Below are 19,238 nucleotides of genomic sequence, written 5' to 3'. Positions count from 1 at the left end.
GCCGTCGCGCCGGCCGCGTCCCGACGGTCTCTACAGGAGAGCGGCGGCGCGGCCTACGGGCATCAGAGCCCGACCGGCCTCAGCGTTGTCCCCGGCGAACCTCAGCAAACACCGGGCCGCCCGCACCCCGGCGTCGGACAATCCTGTAGGGCGTTCGTGAGCGCGGGCGCTTGTCCGCGAGGGTGATGCGCCGACCGTCAGGCATTCGCGAGCCGCGCCGACGACGGTGCGCCGGGCGTGACCCGCCGGCCCCGGCGAGACAGGTTCATGCCGGGCGCCGGGACTGGGGGACATCCCAGGCCACGCGCGGCACCGATCCGCGGTCGGATGTCAGTGGCTGCCGCCGAGATACGCCGCCCGCACGGCCGGATCGTTGCGCATCTGCTGCGCCGGGCCCTGGAAGCGGATCCGGCCGTTCTCCAGCACGTAGGCGTGGTCGGCGACGCCGAGCGCCGCCATGGCGAACTGCTCGACGAGCAGCATCGTCACCTGCTCGGCCTTGAGCAGCCGGATGATCCGGAAGACCTCCTCCACCAGCTTGGGAGCGAGGCCCATCGAGGGCTCGTCGAGCAGGAGGATCTCGGGCCGCAGCATCAGCGCTCGGCCCATGGCAAGCATCTGCTGCTCGCCGCCCGAGAGCGTGCCGGCGAGCTGGGCGCGCCGCTCCTTGAGCCGCGGGAACATCTCGAAGGCCCGCTCGCGGTCGGCCGCGACGTCGCCTTTCGGACGCGAGCCGGTCAGGCGCGGGAAGGCACCGAGGGTCAGGTTGTCCTCGACCGAGAGCGTCGGGAAGACGCGCCGGCCCTCCGGCGAGTGCGCGAGGCCGAACCGGGCGACGTCGTGGCTGTCGAGGCCGCCGATCTCCTGTCCGTTGAGGCGGATCGAACCGGCCCGCGGCCGGATCATGCCCGACAGGGCGCGCATCGTGGTGGTCTTGCCGGCCCCGTTGGAGCCGATCAGCGCCACGACCTGGCCCTTCGGAACCTGGAAGTCGAGGCCGTGCAGAACCTCCACCTGGCCGTAGCCGGCCGACAGACCCGTGACCTCAAGCATGGGTCATCTCCTCGTCGGCGACGGGGCTGCCGAGATAGGCCTCGACCACCTTCGGGTCGGCCTGCACTTCGCGGGCGCTGCCCTCGGCGATCTTGTGGCCGAAATCGAGGACGCTGACGCGGTCGCACAGGCCCATGACCACGTCCATGTGGTGCTCGATCAGGATCACCGTGATGCCGGCATCGCGGATCTTGCGGATGATCGCCGTCAGCTCGGCGATGTCGGGGGCGGTGAGGCCCGCGGCCGGCTCGTCGAGGAGCAGCAGGACCGGGTCGAGGGCGAGCGCGCGACCGATCTCGAGGAGCCGCTGCTTGCCGTAGGGCAGATTGCGGGCCTCCACCTGCGCCAGGGCGCCGAGGCCCACGAAGTCGAGGATCGCCATGGCGCGGGCGCGCTGCTCGCGCTCCTCCCGGCGCCGCCGGGGCGTGCCGAGGATCGCGTCGAACAGGGTGCCGCGGAAGCTGTGGTGCAGGCCGACCAGCACGTTCTCGAGCGCGGTCATCTCGCGGAAGAGCTGCACGTTCTGGAAGGTGCGTGCCACGCCGGCAGCGGCGATCTCCGACGGGGTGCGCCCGTCGAGGCGCTTCGTCCCCTGGCCGCGCGCGAGGGTCACGCTGCCGCCGGTCGGTTTGTAGATGCCGGTGAGCACGTTCATCATCGTGCTCTTGCCGGATCCGTTGGGACCGATCAGCCCGTGGATCGTGCCCGGCCGCACCGTGAGATCGACGCCGGCCAGCGCCTTGAGGCCGCCGAACTGCATCAGTGCCTGATCGACGGTGAGGAGCGGGTCGGCGCCCCGGTCGCCGCTCTGCACGCTGAGGGCCGCGCCCTCGGCATGGAGGCTCTTGCCCTCGGCCGTGTGGGCCGGGCGCAGGGCGGGGATCTTCTCACGGAGGAAGCCCACGATCCCGTCCGGCAGGTAATACACCACGAACAGGATCATCAGGCCGAAGACCGTCAGCCGGAAGTCGGTGACCGATTCGAGCGCGAGCGTGGCCGGGAAGAAGGCGAGGCAGAGCGCGACCGGCACCAGCAGGGCGAACCGGTTCTCTGCGCGACGCAGGAGGGCGAGAGCGCCCACGACCAGTGCCGCGGCGGCGATGATCCCCGCCATGATCCGCACCAGGCCGATATCGGCGAGCACGTTCGGCATCATCACGATGATCGCCGAGCCGATGATCGGCCCCGCCCGCGACTTGCGGCCGCCCATCGTGACGGCGAGGAGGAACAGCACGGTCAGCTCGAACCCGTAGGAGTTCGGCGCCACGTAGCGCTCTGACCACGCGAACAGCGCGCCCGCGAGGCCGGCCAAAGCCGCCGAGATCACGAAGGCGTAGACCTTGTAGCGGTAGACGCTGACGCCCATGCAATCGCAGGCGATCGGCGAGTCGCGCAGCGCCTCGAAGGCGCGGCCGTAGGGCGAGCGCACCACCCGGTTGACGACCAGGATCGTGGCCAGTAGCGCCAGACAGACCAGGTAGTAGAACTCGAGCTTGCGGCCGGCCGCGCCCCAGGGGGCCTGGAGGCCCAGCAGCGAGAAGTCGAGGACGCGGGCCGGCGGCAGGGTGATGCCGAGGGGACCGTTGGTCAGCGGCGTCAGCTCGTTGATGAAGATCTGGACGATGGTGCCGAAGGCCAGCGTCACCATGGCGAGGTAGGGGCCGGTCACCCGCAGGGCCGGCACGGCGAGCAGCACGCCGAAGGCGGAGGTCACCCCGATCCCGGCCAGGATGCCCCACCAGATCCCGAGCTTGAAGTGCAGGAACAGCACCGCCGCCGAGTAGGCGCCGACGCCGAACAGGCCGGCATGGCCGAGGCTCACCTGCCCGGTATAGCCGACCACGATGTCGAGCCCGAGGATCAGGATCGCGTAGATCGCGATCACGATCATCAGGTGGATGTAGTACGAGCTCGTGACCACGTGCGGGAAGACCGCGAGGCCGACGACCAGCAGCACGGCGCCGAGGATGCCGACGTGGCGCGACAGGCTGGGGGCGGCCGCCGGGGCGGGCGCTTCGGTGGGGGCGAGGGTCTGCGCCATGGCTCAGGCTGCCGTGAGAATTGCGCGGGAGGTCACGCTCAGACCTTCTTGATGACGGCCTTGCCGAACAGGCCGACCGGGCGGATGGAGAGGACGACGAGGAGCAGGATCAGGCCCGGCACATCCTTGTAGCCGGTCGAGATGTAGAAGCCGGTCAGCGTCTCTGCGACGCCGAGGATCAGGCCGCCGACGATGACGCCGAGGCCGGATTCGAGGCCGCCGATGATCGCCACCGCGAAGGCCTTGAGCGCCAGCACGGAGCCCATCGTCGCCCCGGTCAGGGTGACGGGCGCCACCAGCACGCCCGCGAAGGCCGCCGTCATGGCGCTGATCGAGTAGGAGAGGGTGATGACCTTCTGGGTGTTGATGCCCATCAGCCCGGCGGCGTCGATGTCGTTGGAGGTGGCGACGACCGCCTTCCCCCAGATCGACTTGCGATTGAAGATCTCCACCGCCAGCATCATCAGCAGCGCACCCGCGACGATCAGCAGTTCCATCGGCAGGACGCGCACGCCGCCGACCTGGAGCGCCGTCTCGGGCAGCGGGGAGGGGAATTTCAGGTCGTCACGTCCCCAGACGTTCTCGGCGACGTTCTTGAAGATGATGCCGAGCGCGATGGTGGCCATGATCCACCCGTACTCGGACTTGATCTTCACGGCCGGGCGCACGCCGAGGCGCTCGACCACGGCTCCGAGGGCGAAGCCGAAGACCAGGACCAGCGGGATCATCAGCCAGTAGCCGACGAACGGCACCAGGGTCAGGCCGAACAGGGCCCCGAGGGCCAGCGCCTCGCCCTGGCCGAAATTGAGGGTCTTCGAGGTCGCGAAGGTCAGCTGATAGCCGAACGCGATGGCGGCGTAGATCATGCCGACCGCGACGCCGGACGCGATGAGCTGGAGCAGGATTTCCATGGGATCGCTGTCGCCGGAGGGACGTCCGGTCGCGCGGCGGGCGCCGCGGGACCGCTGTGCTGAGCGCCAGCGGGCTGTGACGCCGCCGGCCCCGAGGGAGACGCCGCGCCCGTCGCGGGCGCAGCGTCCGGATCCTCAGTTCGAGGACTTCTCCTTCAGACGAACCACGCCGGCGTTCTTGGCGTCCTCGTCCTTGGCGTAGACGATCTTGCCGTCCTGCACCTTCCCGAACACGACCATGTTGCGCGAGATGGCGTTGTGGTCCTTCGCCGTGAAGGGCTTGTCGTAGGTCGTGACCACGCCCTCGACCTTCTCGTTCAGGTTCTCCAGGGCGGCGCGGATCTTGGCGCCGTCGGTGCCGCCGGCCTGCTTGATCGCCGCGGCGAGGAGGTAGATCGAGTCGTAGCCCTGGGCGCCGGCCACGGGGGTCGGGATCTTCGTGACACCGTAGGTCTTGTAGTAGTTCTCAAGGAACGCCTTGCGCTTCGGCAGGGTCTGATCCTCGATGAAGGTCTGGGGCATGATCACGCCGTTGCCGTTCGTGCCGGCGATGTCGATGAAGCTCTGCATCGAGGACGGCCAGCTCGTGATCATCGGGACCTTCCAGCCGAGCTTGGCCATGCCGTTGGCGATCTGGGCCAGTTCCGGCCCGATGCCGTAGGCCAGGATCACCTCGGCGCCGGCCTGCTGCGCCTTTAGCAGCTGGGCCGTCATGTCGACGTCCTTGATGTTGAACTTCTCGACCGCGACGGGCTTCACGTTCTTGGTCGCGAGATACTTCTCGATGTCCTCGCGCCCGAGCTGCCCGTAATTGGTCGAGTCCGCCAGGACCGCGATCTTCTTGTGACCCTGGGCGAGGGCCTCGTCGACCATCAGGCCGGCCTGAAGCACGTCGTAGGCGGAGTTCCGGAAGACGTAGTTGGCGTCGTAGTCCGGCTCCTTGAACTGGTTGGTGATGATCGTCCCGGTCGCGACGTTGTTGAAGACCGGGATCTCGGCCTCTTGGTAGAAGCGCTGGGCGGCCAGAGCCACGCCGGTATTGATGAAGCCGACGCTCGCGACGACTTTCTCCTTGTTGATCAGTTCCTGCGCGACCTGCGCGCCGACCTCGTTCTTGGCCTCGTCGTCGCGCTCGATCAGCTGGATCGGCCGGCCGAGAACGCCGCCGGCCTTGTTGATCTCGGCGGCGGCGAGCTTGGCGCCGTCCCGCATCGAGACACCCATCGAAGACGAGCCGCCCGTATAGGGCCCGCTCAGCCCGATCTTGATCGGGTCCGCGGCCCGCGCGGGGGCCGACACCATCGTCAATAACAGCACCGCGGCTGCAGCGCGACCTGCGAAGACCATCGTTTCCTCTCCAAGATTCCGCGTGCGCGGTGTGCCCTTCACCGTGGCACTCTGGGAGGGAGATCTCCCGAGACGGGTCGAGCCGTCAAGCTGAGATTTTGGGCGATCCCAGACGATTAATACAGATTGTCCGTTCCACATGTCGTAAAAGCTGCAGGCACCACAATTTCACGTCGTTGGTGCCGGCAGTCGGATTAAGCGCCGGGCGCGTTCGTGACAGGCCGGCGGCGCCGGTCGGCCGACACATGATCCGGCGCCCCCACCTGCGGAACGCTGCGAGCTATGCGCGGCGGCGCCCGCGCTCCGCCTGGGTCAGGCCGTCGTAACCCCAGCTGTCCTTCGGCACCTCGTGGATGACGATGTAGGACACCTCCGCCAGTTCGGCCCCGAGGACGGTCTTCAGGAGCCGGTTTACTTCAGAAATGAAGCGCGATTTCTCATCGGGCGTGTTCGTGTCCGCGCTGATGATGGCGTCCACTTGCGCGGCGCGGGCGATCGGCTCGGCACCGACGCTCCATCCCGCGGCAGGCACCGCCTCGACCAGTACGCCGACCAGAGGCGCGACCTTGTGCAGGACAGTGGCCATCAACCGGGTGATGCCCGCCTGGATCGCCGTGATCTGCTCGGGTGCGAGGGGCGTACCCGCGACTTTGACATTGATGAAGGGCATGGTCGTCGGTCCGTGGCTTCGCGACCGCCGCGGCGGCCAACGGACGAAGACTTACGTGACCTAGAGTGTTCGGATAATTTGAAAGTTCGCCACCCTGTGTTCGACAAAACCGAATGATGGGGCCTCATCTCCGCTGGCGCGAGCCACGTCACCCTCGGCTCCGCCGCCCCGTGATCGAGCCTCGCGACGCGGACAGGGCAAGGTCCGAACAGCGGTCGGGTGCCTCTCGCGGTCTCTCCTCGAGAAGTCCTGGCCGGGGCGATCGATCACCGTTCGTACGCGGGCAGAGACCGAGAGGACTGATGTTCGATGACCGGGGTGTCTGCGGCGCGCCGAGAGCCCGTCACTGGCCATCGCGCCCTTACGCGACGTGCTCCCTTATGGTCTCGAGAAGAATATCGGTGAGCCGCGCGACGGCCGGCGCCAATTCGGCTTCGGCCTGGTGGAGTGTCAGTGACGCGCTCGGAAGAGGCGGCAGGCCGGTCGCGGCCGGATCGAGAACGCTCAGCGTTTTCGGCAGGCCGACGGCGGTGCGCGCGGTGACACCCAAGCCACCTTCGGCGGCGGCCCAGAGTCCCGAGAGGCTGGGGCTGGTGAAGACTAGCCGCCAGGGCAAGCCGCGACCGTCCAAGGCAGACACGGCCGCGGACCGGAACGTGCACGGCGGCGTGAAGGCCGCGAACGGGACGGGTTCCCGGACCGGGTCCGCGAGACCCGGCCAGTCCGGGGGGCCGATCCAGTGGATCGGCACTTCGGCGACCCGGTGCGCGTGAGGGGCACCGCTGCCGTCCCCCCAGACCAGCGCGACGTCGAGCTCGCCCCTCAGGGTCTTCTCGACGAGCTGCGCGCCGAGCCCGACCTGAACCTCGATACGCACACGCGGATAGGCCCGCGAGAACCGCTTGAGCACCGCCGGCAGCCAGCCCTCGGCGAAATCCTGCGCGAGGCCCAGCCGCGCCCAGCCCTCGAGCTCGGGTCCGCGCAGCCGGTCGACCGCCTCGTCGTTGAGTTCCAAGAGCCGCTTCGCGTAGCCGAGCATGCTCTCACCGGCGGCGGTCAGCGCGAGACCGCGTCCCGCCTTCTGCACGAGCGGCTGACCGACCTGTTCCTCCAGCTTCCGGAGCTGCGTGCTGACGGCCGATTGCGACCGCCCCAGTCGCTCGGCCGCGCGGGCGAAACTGCCGAGCTCGAACCCGGTCACGAAGGTGCGGAGCACGTCCATGTCGAGGTTGGTGCGCGTCGCCATGCTTCAATTTCCGGAAAGTCTTTATTCAGGTGTTTCAAATTTTCCGGACGATCCTGGGGGCGTAAACGGCGAGCGTCAAGGCGGCCAGCCGCTCGACGTCGCAGGAGACCGCAAGCCATGCCCCTCGTTCGCATCTCGCTCCTCAAGGGCAAGTCACCGGCCCATATCAGAGCCATCTCGGACGGCATCCATCGCGGCCTGCGCAACGCCTACGGCGTGCCCGCAGACGACCGCTTTCACCTCATCCATCAGCACGCGCCGGACGAGCTGATCTACGATTCCGACTATCTCGGGCTTCAACGCACCGACGACGTGGTGATCATCAACATCGTCGCGGGCAATTGGCGGGACACGGCGAAGAAGAAGGCTCTCTACAGAGCGATCACCGACAACCTCGTCGCCGATCCCGGTCTTCGTCCGGAAGACGTGCTCATCGTCCTGTCGCCGAACGCGCGAGACGAGTGGTCCTTCGGCAACGGCCTGGCGTCTTACGTCCAGGACGACGTGGACTGATCCGTCCGGGGCAATGCGATCTGCCTGGCGGGACCGCCGCCTCGCGCTGACCGGTTCCGAGCCCTAGGCCGGGACGCGCGCGCCGTCCCAGGCGAAGACGCTTCCGGTGTCCGCCACGTCGAGCTCGCCGAGCACGCGCAGAAGATGAGCTGCGCTCTCGTCGGGTCGAAAGACGCCGGGGGCGCCCGGATCTGGGCGGAAGGGCCGCGACAGGTTGGAAGCGACCGTGCCCGGATGGAGGCCGACGACGATCGCGTCCGGGCGGCTGCGGGCCACTTCGATCGATAGGGTCCGCAGGATCTGGTTCAGAGCCGCCTTCGAGGCGCGGTAAGCGTACCATCCGCCCGAGCGATTATCCTCGATCGATCCGACCCGTGCCGACAACGCTGCGAACACGCAACGTCCCTCTCGTGCCAGCAGCGGGACGAAATGCTTGGCGACGAGGGCGGGGCCGATCGCGTTGATGGAGAACACGGCGGCCATCGCGCCGGGATCGAGCGCCTTCAGCGCCTTCTCGGGCGCGACGCCGTCCTGATGGAGGATGCCGGTCGCGACGATGACCAAACCGACCGGTCCGGCCTCCGCGACCGCAGCCGCGGCCGCAGCGACCGACGCCTCGTCGGTAAGGTCGATCGCGTGGCTGCGGATGCCGTGCGGGAACGATGGCTGCGAGCGCGAGAGGGCGAAGATCGGAGCGTAGGCTCCGCTCGCAGCCAGTCCGGAGACAAGGGCTCGGCCAATGCCGCCGGAGGCGCCGATCACGACCGCTCTGGTCGAAGTCGATGAGGTCATGGCGACGTCGTCTCAGCGGGCGCGCGGATCGGCTACCTTCAGTCGAGACCAGCCCGGTTCGATGGCTGGCGTTGCCTCGCACGATACATAGGCGCCCTCTGGCCGCTTGGCAGCCGCGATGACCGCGTCGTCGTGCACCCTTCCGGCTCTCGGTTAGGGCGAAGGCCTGATCCGCACCATCACAGGTGCGACCGGCTCATCGCGAACAGGTCTCGATCTCGTCGCACGCGCAGCGCAGAGACCATTGGTCCGTCTAAGCGCAGCTTCCCCCGAACATGCTCGACATGTTCGGGGGATCACTGACCGGTACAGCGAGCGCGGATACCGTCCGCTAATCGGCGCCCCTCTCGGACGCAGGCGGTCGAATGCCGCTCTGAGATATATCTCGCTGAAACCTCAGCAGGTTCAACTCAGAGCGGCAAGCAACTTAGGCCTTCTTTATCGTACGAGCCGTCGGCGTATCAGGAGCACCCTGTCGTCGAACCGCAGGTGTCGCACTTCAGGCAGGTGCCGTTGCGGACCAGCGTGAAGTTCGCGCATTCCGGGCAAGCCTCGCCGACATAGCCCTTCATCTTCGCCTCGGCCCGCCGGTCTGCGACGCTCCTCTCCGCCTTGGCGAAGGGGAGGGTGTCGGCGATCGTCTCGGCCTGACCGGCCACCGCAGGCTCCGCCTTCAGCGCCGTGCTGCCGCGGAGCGCGTGGACCGTGCCGCCGGCAGGCGCCGACTGGCCGGCGCTCGCCGCACCGACCCCGAGGCTGGCACCGGCCGGGCCACCCTGGATCAGGGTGAGCCGGTCAGCCGAGCCGCGCAGCAGGCCGCGGGACACGACCGAGGAGGCCGGCGCGGGCTTCGGGCCCTCGCGGGTCGTGTCGCCGCTCTCGCCGCCGCCGATCACCGTGCCGCCGATCTCGGCGGGGCTGACATGGGCGAGGTCGGCGCGGCCGAGATACGAGACCGCCAGCTCGCGGAACACGTAGTCGAGGAGCGAGGTCGCGTTCTTGATCGCGTCGTTGCCCTGCACGAAGCCGGCCGGCTCGAACCGCGTGAAGGTGAAAGCCTCCACGTATTCCTCGAGCGGCACGCCGTACTGGAGGCCGAGCGAGATCGCGATGGCGAAGTTGTTCATCAGGCTCCGGAAGGTCGCGCCCTCCTTGTGCATGTCGATGAAGATCTCGCCGAGGCGGCCGTCGTCGTACTCGCCGGTGCGCAGGTAGACCTTGTGGCCGCCCACCACCGCCTTCTGGGTGTAGCCCTTCCGGCGGGCCGGCAGCTTCTCGCGGGAGCGGATCCGCTCGACGCGCTCGATCACGCGCTCGACGATCTTCTCCGCGGCGGCGGCGGCCTTGGCGGCGGCCGGCGCCTGGATCAGGGCCTCGATCCCCTCATCGGCCTCGTCTTCGTCATCCGAGATGAGCGCCGAGTTGAGCGGCTGCGACAGCTTCGAGCCGTCGCGATAGAGGGCGTTCGCCTTGAGGGCGAGGCGCCAGGACAGCAGGTAGGCCGCCTTGCAATCCTCGACCGTGGCGTCGTTCGGCATGTTGATGGTCTTGGAGATCGCCCCCGAGATGAAGGGCTGCGCTGCCGCCATCATGCGGATGTGGCTCTCGACCGAGAGGTAGCGCTTGCCGATCCGGCCGCACGGGTTGGCGCAGTCGAAGACCGGGTAGTGCTCGAGCTTCAGGCCCGGCGCGCCCTCCAGGGTCATAGCCCCGCAGATGTGGGTGTTGGCGGCCTCGATCTCCTTCTTGGTGAAGCCGAGGAACGGCAGCAGCTCGAAGGTCGGGTCCGACAGCTTCTCCGCGGGGACCCGGAGGGTCTGCGTGAGGAAATCGTCGCCGAGCGTCCAGCGGTTGAACACGAACTTGATGTCGAAGGCCGACTTCAGGCCCTTCTCCACCGCGGCGATCTTCTCGTCCGTGAAGCCCTTGGCGCGCAGCGTCGTCGGGTTGATGCCCGGCGCCTGACCCATCGAGCCGTGGCCGACCGCGTAGGCCTCGATCTCGGCGATCTCGGATTCGCGGTAACCGAGCGCCCGCAGGGCGTCCGGAGCGGCCTGGTTGATGATCTTGAAGTAGCCGCCGCCGGCGAGCTTCTTGAACTTCACCAGGGCGAAGTCGGGCTCGATGCCGGTCGTGTCGCAATCCATCACGAGGCCGATCGTGCCGGTCGGCGCGATCACGGTGGCCTGGGCGTTGCGGTAGCCGTGCTCCTCGCCGAGCTTCAGCGCCCGGTCCCAGGCGGCGCGGGCGTGGTCGCCCAGATCCGCCTGCGGGATGTTGGCGTGGTCGAGGGCGACCGGCGCGACGTTGAGGAACTCGTAGCCACCGGCCTCGCCGTGGGCGGCCCGGCGATGATTGCGGATGACCCGCAGCATCGCGTCGGCATTTTCGTCGTAGGCCGGGAAGGTGCCGAGTTCCGCGGCCATCTCGGCCGAGGTGGCGTAGGCGACGCCGGTCATGATCGCCGTGAGCGCGCCGGCGAGCGCCCGGCCCGCGTCGGAATCGTAAGGAAGGCCCATGGTCATCAGCAGGCCGCCGATATTGGCGTAGCCGAGACCCAGCGTCCGGTAGCGGTAGGAGAGTTCCGCGATCTCCTTGGACGGGAACTGCGCCATCATCACGGAGATCTCGAGCACCACCGTCCAGAGGCGGTTGAGGTGCTCGAAGGCCTCCACGTCGAAGCGCTTGGTGTCCCGGTCATACATCGTCAGCAGGTTCGCCGAGGCGAGATTGCAGGCGGTGTCGTCGAGGAACATGTACTCGGAGCACGGGTTCGAGGCCCGGATCCGCCCGCCCGCCGGGCAGGTGTGCCAGTCGTTCATCGTGGTGTTGAAGTGCAGGCCCGGGTCCGCAGAGGCCCAGGCGGCCTCGCCGATCCGCTCCCACAGGTCGCGGGCCTTCAGAGTCTTTGTGACCTTGCCGGTGGTGCGGGCGGTCAGCTGCCAGTCGGCATCCGCCTCGACGGCGCGCAGGAAGTTGTCGGTCAGCGAGACCGAGTTGTTGGAGTTCTGGCCGGCGACCGTGAGGTAGGCCTCCGAATCCCAGTCGGTATCGTAGACGGGGAACTCGATCTTGGTGAAGCCCTGGCGGGCGAACTGCACCACGCGCTTGATGTAGGAATCCGGCACGGAGGCGCGGCGGGCGGCCTTGATCTCGCGCTTGAGCGCCGGGTTGCGCTCCGGATCGAAGCAGGCATCGCCCTCGGCCTCGCACTGCGTGCAGGCCTTCATCACCAGGGTCAGGTGCTTGGAGACGACCTTCGAGCCCGTCACCAGGGCGGCGACCTTCTGCTCCTCCTTCACCTTCCAGTCGATGAAGGCCTCGATATCCGGATGGTCGATGTCGACGATCACCATCTTGGCGGCGCGCCGCGTGGTGCCGCCCGACTTGATCGCGCCGGCCGCCCGGTCGCCGATCTTCAGGAAGCTCATCAGGCCCGAGGACTTGCCGCCGCCGCCGAGCTTCTCGTTCTCCGAGCGCAGCATCGAGAAGTTCGAGCCGGTGCCGGAGCCGTACTTGAACAGGCGCGCCTCGCGCACCCACAGGTCCATGATGCCGCCATCGTTGACGAGGTCGTCCTGGACCGACTGGATGAAGCAGGCGTGCGGCTGCGGGTGCTCGTAGGCCGAGGCCGACTTGGTCAGCACGCCGGTCTGCGGGTCGCAATAGTAGTGGCCCTGGCTCGGGCCATCGATGCCGTAGGCCCAGTGCAGGCCGGTGTTGAACCATTGCGGCGAGTTCGGCGCCACCATCTGGCGGGCCAGCATGAAGCGCAGCTCGTCCATGAAGGCCGAGGCATCCTCCTCCGACGAGAAGTAGCCGCCCTTCCAGCCCCAGTAGGTCCAGCAGCCGGCGAGCCGGTCGAAGACCTGCGTGGCGGAGGCTTCGGAGACGAAGCGCTCGTCCTCGGGGATCTCGGCCAGGGCCGCGTCGTCCGGCACCGAGCGCCAGAGGAAGGAGGGGACCGCGTTCTCCTCGACCTTGCGCAGCCGCGCCGGAACGCCCGCCTTGCGGAAGTATTTCTGCGCGAGAACGTCGCTCGCGACCTGGCTCCAGCTCTCCGGCACGTCGATGCCGTCGAGGCGGAACACGACCGAGCCGTCCGGGTTGCGGATCTCGCTCAGGGCCTTGCGGAAGGGGATCCCGGCGTAGGGCGATTGTCCGGCCGTGGTGTAGCGACGCTCGAACCGCATGAAACACACCTCTCCCGTCGGGACACGAGGGTCCCGGCCCCGCGCGACGCGGGGTCTAGCCCGATAGTGGGATTCGCGGCCGACCACGCCCGGCTGAGAGACGTGCCTCGGTCCCGCGAACGAAAATTAGGAACGGCCGCCCCTGCCCAACGCACCACTTCCGCGGGGCGCGACCGATGCAGGGAGATTACCGCCGCCTTCACTCTCACGTCAACAAGTGGTGTTCGACGGCCTTGTTCCCCGCTAGATGTTGTGCCGGCTCGCAAAAGCCTGTGGATATCGTCCCGGGCCGGGATAAGTGTCCTTCCGGCTTTCGGGAATCGGATCGGGAAAATTTTAGATTCACAACCCTAGGGAGCGGAGCCGGCGGATGGCCGGAACCGGAGGCCGAAAGCGCGGGCCGAGCGTTGCCCCGGGGCGACACTTCCGTCATGCGGCTGGACTCACACGCGCGCGGTCACCATAACGGCGCCGACGAGCGCCCTCGCGGCGCGCCACGATTCCGGGACCGGCGATGGCGCTGAAGGACACTTTGCTGCGCATCTTCACGTGGTGGAACGGCCAGACCGTCTCCGTCGCGCTCCAGACCGCGCGCACCGGCATCTTCGTCGGCGAGGACGAGTTCGGGAACAAGTACTACAAGGCGGAGGGCGCGCTGATCGACCGCTCGGTGGGCTCGGAGCGCCGCTGGGTCGTCTACAACGGCTACGCCGACGCCTCGAAGGTGCCCCCCGGCTGGCGCGGCTGGCTCTGCCACAACGTCGACGTCGCGCCGAGCGAGGAGACCTACCAGCCGAAGGCGTGGCAGAAGCCCCATATCGAGAACCAGACCGGCACCGCGAACGCGTATAGGCCGGCGGGCTCGCAGCTCTCCTGGGGCCAGCGGCCGGCCGCGACCGGCGACTACGTGTCCTGGACGCCGGGCGAGTAGAGCCGCGACCCGTCGCGGAGCCGGCGCCCTTTTGCCGCCACCGTTCCGGTGTTCATGACGGGTCAATCCCGATCGCCCGCCGCGCACCCGTTGGCGCGGCCGGTCACCCTCGTCCAGGGGTCCGAGCCTTGAGCCGCATCATCGCCCTCGCACGCCGCGCGCTCGCCCCCGGCCTCGCGCTCCTCGTCTGCGCCGGCCCCGCCGCCGCCGACAAGATCAAGAACCCGACCGCGGTGTTCTCCGGCCTCGACAAGATCACCGGCCGGATCGTCAATTTCGAGGTGGCGGTCGACGAGACCGTGCAGTTCGGCGCCCTGCAGCTCACCCCGCGGGTCTGCTACACGCGCCCGCCGACCGAGAGCGCCAAGACCACGGCGTTCCTCGAGGTCGACGAGGTCACCCTCGACAACAAGTACCGCCGGATCTTCACCGGGTGGATGTTCGCGTCGAGCCCCGGCCTGCACGCGATCGAGCACCCGATCTACGACGTGTGGCTGGTCGACTGTAAGGGCGGCAGCGACGTGATCGCCGAGGCCAAGGAGCAGGAGGACGTCCCGGCCGTGGCGGCCAAGCCCGAGAAGGCGAAGCGCCCCGGCAAGGACGCGACCAAGACCGCCCAGCAGCTCAATGCCAACGGGCAGGTGGACGTGGAGGCGCCGCGCGGCGTGCCGGTGCAGCCCCGCCAGAAGCCCTCGCGCAAGTTCTTCCCGTCGAACGAGGGGCCGGCGCCGGCCCCGCCGCCGCAGCAGCAGCCGCAGAACCTGTTCGACGCGCTGTTCCGCTGACGCCGCCCGCGGGCGGGTCGTCGCCTCAGGCGACGTTGAGCCGTCGCCCGCGATTCCACGCCAGGAACGGGACGCCGGAGAGCAGTCCGGCGAGCGCCGCGCGCGTCTGGTGGCAACCGTTCACCGACACCCGGGGCAGGGCCTGGAGGTGCGCGGCGTGCTCGGCGAAGAGGTGGCCGGGCCGCGTGGTCACGGCCGTCGCGAAGCCCATCTCCCGCGCCAGGGCGAATTCCCGCGGGCCGGCGGAGGTCGGATCCCCGACCGGGTAGGAGAGGTGCCGCACCGGCCGCCCGAGTTCCGTCTCGATCCGCGCGCGCCCCTCGGCGATCTCGCGCGCCGCGATCGCGGGAGCGTGCTTGGCGAGCATCGGATGGCTGACCGTGTGGGCGCCGACGGTGACGGACGGGTCGGCGGCGAGGTCGCGCAGTTCCGCCCAGGACAGGCACAGATCGGCGGCGAGGCGTCCGGGTGGGAAGCCGGCCTGCCGGCAGAGGGCCGCGATCCGGTCGAGGAGGTCCGCCTCGTCCCCGCGCCGCAGGTCGCGGTACAGGGCTTCGAAGGCCAGCGCCTTCTCCTGCGGGCTTCGCGCCGGAAGGTCGAGACTCCGCGCGCCGACGTCGATGCGCACCCGGTCCAGGCGCGCGATCGCCTGCTCCAGCTCGATCCACCAGAGCCGCCCGGCCTGGTCGGCGAAGCCGCTGGTGACGAACAGGGTCCACGGCGCGCCGTGGCGGGCCAGCACGGGACGGGCGTGCTCGACGTTGTCGCGGTAGCCGTCGTCGAAGGTCAGGACCGCGAAGGGCGGCCCGTAATCCGGTTCGGCCAGCCGCTCCGGCACCGAATCGAGACCGATGATCTCGAAGCCGCGGGCATCGAGCTCGCGCAGGGTCAGATCGAGGAACTCGGGGGTGATGCCGAGCAGGCGGTTCGGCGCGAAGGCCGGGACCGGGTCGGGGCTGACGTGGTGGAAAGTGAGGATCACGCCGAGGCCGCGCGCCGCGGGGCTGAGCCAGCGGTCCGCCCCGAGCGCCTGGATCGCGCGGAACCCGGACGCGAAGACCCGATGCTTGGCACGCGACGACAGCATGGCCCTGAACCGTTCGGGCCCGCGGCCCAGCTCGGCACAGCCTTGGCTCGCCCGGGTAAACAAAGCCGAAAGCATGCGTGGCCGCGGCGAAAGCAAGCTATCATTAGCCACGACTGTTCTTTGACGGACCGTCCGGCGCCGGTATCGCGCCATCATCGATCGGAGTGACGGGCTGTTCAGCCGCTTGCCGTCAGGGTTTGCGCGGCACGGGATCGCGCGCGGTCCCCGGGAGATCGGGTCATGGCGGTCGGTGTCCACGTAGCGGGAACGGACATGGTCGATTCGCGCAGCGCCGGGGGGCTCGTCGCGGAGGTCATCCCCGATCTGACCGCGGCGGAGGCGCTGTGGCGGCGCCTGGAAGCCGATCCGGCGAGCCTCGGCACGCCGTATCAGCGGTTCGACTGGATCAGCGCCTACCTGCGGGCGACGGGACTGGCCGAGCGCGCGCGCGTCGCGGTCCTGCGGGATGACGACGGACGGCCGCGCATCCTCGTCCCGTTCACCCTGAGCCGGGAGCACGGGCTGCGCCTCGCGCGCACGGTCGGCGGCACGCACGCCAACTATCACATGCCGCTCTTCGCCACCCGCGACGCGGCGGCCATCGGGCCCGGCAGCATCGTCGCCGCGCTGATCCGCGCCGGCCGCGCTGAGGGGATCGACGCCTTCGCGCTCAAGCACCAGCCCCGGATGTGGGACGGGGCAGCGAACCCGCTCGCCGCGACCGGCGAGGCGGAGGCCAGCGACGGCTACGGCCTCATGCTCGGGCCGGATCCGGAGGCGACCGTGCGCCGGGTTTTCAGCGCGGACGCCCGGAAGAAGCTGCGCTCCAAGGAGAAGCGCCTCGTGGAGGCGCACGGCGCGATCGTCTACCGCCGCGCCGAGTCCGCCGACGAGGCGGCGCGCCTGCTGGCGGCGTTCTTCGCGCAGAAATCGGCCCGCTTCGCCGGCATGGGCGTGGCCGACCCTTACGCCGATCCCGCGATCCGGTCCTTCCTGACGGCCGCGTCGACCGGCGCAGAGCCCGCCGTGGAGCTGTACGCCCTGTGTCTCGCCGAGAGCGGCCGCGTTCTCGCCACCTTCGGCGGTGCCGTCAGCGACCGACGGTTCAGCGGCATGATGACGGCGTTCGACGGCGACCCCGAGGTCGCCCGTTACAGTCCCGGCGACCTTCTCCTGCAGCATCTCGTGCGCGACCAGACCGCCCGCGGCCGGCAGGGCTTCGATCTCGGCGTCGGCGAGGCGCGCTACAAGGCCAGCATCTGCGACGAGACGATCAGCCTCGTCGAGACGATCATCCCGGTCACCCTGCGGGGCCGGGCCTACGGCGCCCTGCGCCGGGGCCTGACGCGGACGAAACGGCGGATCAAGCGCGACCCGCGCCTCTACGCCGCCCTCAAGCGGCTCCGCACCTTGCGCCGGTCCTGATCGGCGCGCGGCCTAGGCGGCGTTGAGGCGCAGCTCCGCCCGCGCCTCCTCGACATCGGACGCGGCTGGGCGATCCTGCGCGACCAGGATCTGCCCCGCGCCGGCCTTCTCGGCGAGGGCGTAGAGGTCGGCCAGCGCCGGATCCTCGGCATCGGCGTTCGACGCGATGACGACGCTGTCCATGAAGCCGGCCACGAGCTCGAGGAGGTCGACGGCCCCCGGCGCGGCGTGGAGCCGGAAGACCACCCAGTCGTAGGCCTCGGCCATGGCCTCGAAGGTCAGGGCCAGGGCATCGGGCTCGTCGAACAGGACGGTCGACTCCAGCAGCCCCGCCTCGATCCGATGCTGGCCGCCGTCCCGGCGTGCCTGGATCACGTCGAGGAACGCGGCCTCGCCGGCGATGAGGTCGGCGAAGCCGAGCCGCGCCGTGCCGTCGTTCGGCAGGTTCAGGTCGACGGCGACGAGGCTCCCCTCGCGACCGAGGGCGCGGGTCAGGGCCTCGGGCAGCGTCGGGACGCCGCGACGGGCTTCGGTCTCGACGATCAGGACGCGGCGACCCGCCTGCGCCTCCGGTGCGCGGGGCGCCGCCGCGATGCGCGCGACGAGCGGCGCGAGATCGAACGTGTCGGGGGAGCGGAGCGCCGTGGCCGCGGCGGGCGCCGCCGACGCGGCGGCAGCCGCGCCCGACGCCTCGGACCAGCGGGCGGCCGGCGTCGCCTCCGGGAAGGTGAAGGACGGTCGATCCAGCACCGGCTCGCGGCGCCGCCGATCGTCAGCCGGATCGCCGTCGCGGTCGCCGGCGGCGCGGCCGGACTCGGCCAGCAGCGCGCTGGCGATGACCCCGCCGACCGAGAGCATCAGCGTCAGCAGCGTCGCGAAGGCGACGATCGGCAGCTTCTTCGGGAAGGACGGAACCTCGGGCGTCACCGCGCGGGACACGATGCGGGCGTCAGCTGGGGTCGCGGCCTCGCCGTCGCGCGCCGCCGCCTCGCGGTAGCGGCCGAGATAGGATTCGAGCTGCTCGCGCTGCGCCTTGGCCTCGCGCTCCAGCGCGCGGAGCTGGATCTCGCTGGCGTTGCCGCGGACGACGACGTCCTGCTGGCCGTCGACGGCGGCCTGGAGGCTCTCGACCCGGGCGCCCGCGATCTTGGCGTCGTTCTCCATCGTGCGCACGACGCGCTCGGCCGAGGCCTTGATCTGGGCGTCGAGGTCCTCGAGCTGGGCGTGCAGCTCCTTGATGCGCGGGTGAGCCGGCAGGAGGGTCCGCGACTCGAGGGCGAGCTGGGCGCGCACGGAGATCCGGTTCTCGACGATCCGGCGGATGACCTCGTTGTTGGCGACGTCGGGAATCTCGAAGGCGCGCCCGTCCTTGATCAGGTCCTTGATGGCCTTCACCTTGCCGTCGAGGTCGGCCTTCAGGCTCCGCGCCGCGGAGAGCTGGCTCGACAGCTCTCCGAGCTGCTGGGCGTTGAGCGGCCGCCCGGCCAGGCCGGTGCTGCCTACGAGGCCGTTCTTGGCGCGGAACGCCTCGACCTTGGCCTCCGCCTCGGCGACGCGCTTGCGCAGCCCGTCGATGTTGCCGCCGAGCCAGGTGGAGGCGTAGCGGGCGGTGTCGACCTTATCGGCCTCCAGCGAGCCGATGTAGAGCTTGGCGATGGTGTTGGCGGCCTCGGCCGCGAGCTTCGGATCCTTCGCGCGGAACTCGATCGTCAGGATGCGCGACTTGCCGGCAGGGAAGACCAGGAGGTGGTCGAAGTAGGCGTCGAGGACCCGGTCCTCGGCGGGGCGGTCCAGGGGATTGGGACCGATGCCGAGCATCATCAGCACGCGCTGCACGGCGCCGATGCTGCCCGCGCCGGGATCGAACTCGGCGTTGCCGACGAGCTTGAGTCGGCGGATCGCCTCGCGGGCGAGATCGCGGGACATCACGACCTGCACCTGGCTCGCCACCGCCTGCTCGTCGATCGGCGCGAGCTGGTCGCCGCGCTCCTGCGCGGTGCGGGCGAAGGCCGGGTCGCGGCTCTCGAGGAGCACCTTCGCCTCGCCGGTGTAGCGGGGGCTGACCACGTTGACGAAGACGCTCGCGCCCAGGGCGACCACCAGGGTCGGCCCGACGACCCAGCCGATCGAGCGCCGCAGGATCCGCGGCAGCTGCGCGAGGCCGAGGCCTTCCTCGGCGCGCGGCTGGGATCCGGGCACGGCGTAGATCGAGCGTTGACGGATCGTGGACATGCGGACGCTCTG

Annotated in this window: 14 protein-coding genes; 4 read left to right on the top strand and 10 right to left on the bottom strand. The window is 69.5% G+C overall.

What is annotated here, in order from left to right; all coding sequences use genetic code 11:
• Positions 1-330: 330 nt before the first annotated feature.
• From C4T42_RS13205 to C4T42_RS13180, 6 genes are all read right to left on the bottom strand, one after another.
• Complete coding sequence (locus C4T42_RS13205) at positions 331-1,053, bottom strand: ABC transporter ATP-binding protein (protein ID WP_010682999.1); 723 nt, start codon at positions 1,051-1,053, stop codon at positions 331-333.
• On the bottom strand, positions 1,046-3,094 hold the full coding sequence (locus C4T42_RS13200; protein WP_020091658.1) for a branched-chain amino acid ABC transporter ATP-binding protein/permease: 2,049 nt from the start codon (positions 3,092-3,094) through the stop codon (positions 1,046-1,048). The genes C4T42_RS13205 and C4T42_RS13200 overlap by 8 nt, the downstream gene beginning before the upstream one ends.
• A gap of 38 nt (positions 3,095-3,132) precedes the next feature.
• On the bottom strand, positions 3,133-4,005 hold the full coding sequence (locus C4T42_RS13195; RefSeq protein WP_020091659.1) for a branched-chain amino acid ABC transporter permease: 873 nt from the start codon (positions 4,003-4,005) through the stop codon (positions 3,133-3,135).
• 135 nt (positions 4,006-4,140) lie between these two features.
• Positions 4,141-5,352, bottom strand: coding sequence for an ABC transporter substrate-binding protein (locus C4T42_RS13190; RefSeq protein ID WP_026604708.1), 1,212 nt, complete (start codon positions 5,350-5,352; stop codon positions 4,141-4,143).
• A gap of 280 nt (positions 5,353-5,632) precedes the next feature.
• Positions 5,633-6,022 carry a tautomerase family protein gene (locus tag C4T42_RS13185; protein WP_020091661.1) on the bottom strand — a complete coding sequence of 130 codons (390 nt, stop codon included), beginning with the start codon at positions 6,020-6,022 and terminating at the stop codon, positions 5,633-5,635.
• Positions 6,023-6,383: 361 nt separating this feature from the next.
• Positions 6,384-7,268: a LysR substrate-binding domain-containing protein gene (locus C4T42_RS13180; RefSeq protein ID WP_020091662.1), complete on the bottom strand. Its 885-nt coding sequence runs from the start codon at positions 7,266-7,268 to the stop codon at positions 6,384-6,386.
• Positions 7,269-7,385: 117 nt separating this feature from the next.
• On the opposite strand from C4T42_RS13180, the gene C4T42_RS13175 reads away from it, so the two are divergent.
• Complete coding sequence (locus C4T42_RS13175; RefSeq protein ID WP_020091663.1) at positions 7,386-7,781, top strand: tautomerase family protein; 396 nt, start codon at positions 7,386-7,388, stop codon at positions 7,779-7,781.
• A gap of 63 nt (positions 7,782-7,844) precedes the next feature.
• Here the strand turns inward: C4T42_RS13175 and C4T42_RS13170 are convergent, their stop codons facing one another.
• Together C4T42_RS13170 and C4T42_RS13165 are read right to left on the bottom strand one after the other, a co-directional pair.
• Entirely contained in the window at positions 7,845-8,573 is a 729-nt protein-coding gene (locus C4T42_RS13170; protein WP_026604709.1) for an SDR family NAD(P)-dependent oxidoreductase, read from the bottom strand.
• Positions 8,574-9,034: 461 nt separating this feature from the next.
• Entirely contained in the window at positions 9,035-12,766 is a 3,732-nt protein-coding gene (locus tag C4T42_RS13165) for a vitamin B12-dependent ribonucleotide reductase (protein WP_103985204.1), read from the bottom strand.
• A 514-nt stretch (positions 12,767-13,280) separates the two neighbouring features.
• On the opposite strand from C4T42_RS13165, the gene C4T42_RS13160 reads away from it, so the two are divergent.
• Both C4T42_RS13160 and C4T42_RS13155 read left to right on the top strand, forming a co-directional pair.
• Positions 13,281-13,697 (top strand): NADH:ubiquinone oxidoreductase subunit NDUFA12, encoded by a 417-nt coding sequence (locus tag C4T42_RS13160; protein WP_020091666.1) that lies wholly within the window; start codon positions 13,281-13,283, stop codon positions 13,695-13,697.
• Between the two features lie 128 nt (positions 13,698-13,825).
• Positions 13,826-14,482 (top strand): DUF2155 domain-containing protein, encoded by a 657-nt coding sequence (locus tag C4T42_RS13155; RefSeq protein ID WP_020091667.1) that lies wholly within the window; start codon positions 13,826-13,828, stop codon positions 14,480-14,482.
• A gap of 25 nt (positions 14,483-14,507) precedes the next feature.
• On the opposite strand, the gene C4T42_RS13150 is transcribed toward C4T42_RS13155, so the two are convergent.
• Complete coding sequence (locus tag C4T42_RS13150; protein ID WP_020091668.1) at positions 14,508-15,569, bottom strand: polysaccharide deacetylase family protein; 1,062 nt, start codon at positions 15,567-15,569, stop codon at positions 14,508-14,510.
• Between the two features lie 240 nt (positions 15,570-15,809).
• Here C4T42_RS13150 and C4T42_RS13145 point away from each other — a divergent pair, with 240 nt between their 5' ends.
• Positions 15,810-16,994: a GNAT family N-acetyltransferase gene (locus C4T42_RS13145; RefSeq protein ID WP_026604711.1), complete on the top strand. Its 1,185-nt coding sequence runs from the start codon at positions 15,810-15,812 to the stop codon at positions 16,992-16,994.
• Positions 16,995-17,006: 12 nt separating this feature from the next.
• Here C4T42_RS13145 and C4T42_RS13140 read toward each other — a convergent pair whose 3' ends face one another.
• Entirely contained in the window at positions 17,007-19,226 is a 2,220-nt protein-coding gene (locus C4T42_RS13140) for an exopolysaccharide transport family protein (protein ID WP_103985203.1), read from the bottom strand.
• Between the last annotated feature and the right edge of the window lie 12 nt (positions 19,227-19,238).

Origin of the sequence: Methylobacterium sp. 190mf, from assembly GCF_900107945.1 — a bacterium.
GTDB lineage: Bacteria > Pseudomonadota > Alphaproteobacteria > Rhizobiales > Beijerinckiaceae > Methylobacterium.
The sequence above is the reverse complement of the archived record's forward strand: the minus strand, read 5'-3'. Positions and strand labels throughout refer to the sequence as shown.

Coding starts and splice junctions, on each gene's coding strand:
- C4T42_RS13205 (WP_010682999.1), bottom strand. CDS start 1,053: ATGCTTGAGGTCACGGGTCTGTCGGCCGGCTACGGCCAGGTGGAGGTT.
- C4T42_RS13200 (WP_020091658.1), bottom strand. CDS start 3,094: ATGGCGCAGACCCTCGCCCCCACCGAAGCGCCCGCCCCGGCGGCCGCC.
- C4T42_RS13195 (WP_020091659.1), bottom strand. CDS start 4,005: ATGGAAATCCTGCTCCAGCTCATCGCGTCCGGCGTCGCGGTCGGCATG.
- C4T42_RS13190 (WP_026604708.1), bottom strand. CDS start 5,352: ATGGTCTTCGCAGGTCGCGCTGCAGCCGCGGTGCTGTTATTGACGATG.
- C4T42_RS13185 (WP_020091661.1), bottom strand. CDS start 6,022: ATGCCCTTCATCAATGTCAAAGTCGCGGGTACGCCCCTCGCACCCGAG.
- C4T42_RS13180 (WP_020091662.1), bottom strand. CDS start 7,268: ATGGCGACGCGCACCAACCTCGACATGGACGTGCTCCGCACCTTCGTG.
- C4T42_RS13175 (WP_020091663.1), top strand. CDS start 7,386: ATGCCCCTCGTTCGCATCTCGCTCCTCAAGGGCAAGTCACCGGCCCAT.
- C4T42_RS13170 (WP_026604709.1), bottom strand. CDS start 8,573: ATGACCTCATCGACTTCGACCAGAGCGGTCGTGATCGGCGCCTCCGGC.
- C4T42_RS13165 (WP_103985204.1), bottom strand. CDS start 12,766: ATGCGGTTCGAGCGTCGCTACACCACGGCCGGACAATCGCCCTACGCC.
- C4T42_RS13160 (WP_020091666.1), top strand. CDS start 13,281: ATGGCGCTGAAGGACACTTTGCTGCGCATCTTCACGTGGTGGAACGGC.
- C4T42_RS13150 (WP_020091668.1), bottom strand. CDS start 15,569: ATGCTGTCGTCGCGTGCCAAGCATCGGGTCTTCGCGTCCGGGTTCCGC.
- C4T42_RS13145 (WP_026604711.1), top strand. CDS start 15,810: ATGGCGGTCGGTGTCCACGTAGCGGGAACGGACATGGTCGATTCGCGC.
- C4T42_RS13140 (WP_103985203.1), bottom strand. CDS start 19,226: ATGTCCACGATCCGTCAACGCTCGATCTACGCCGTGCCCGGATCCCAG.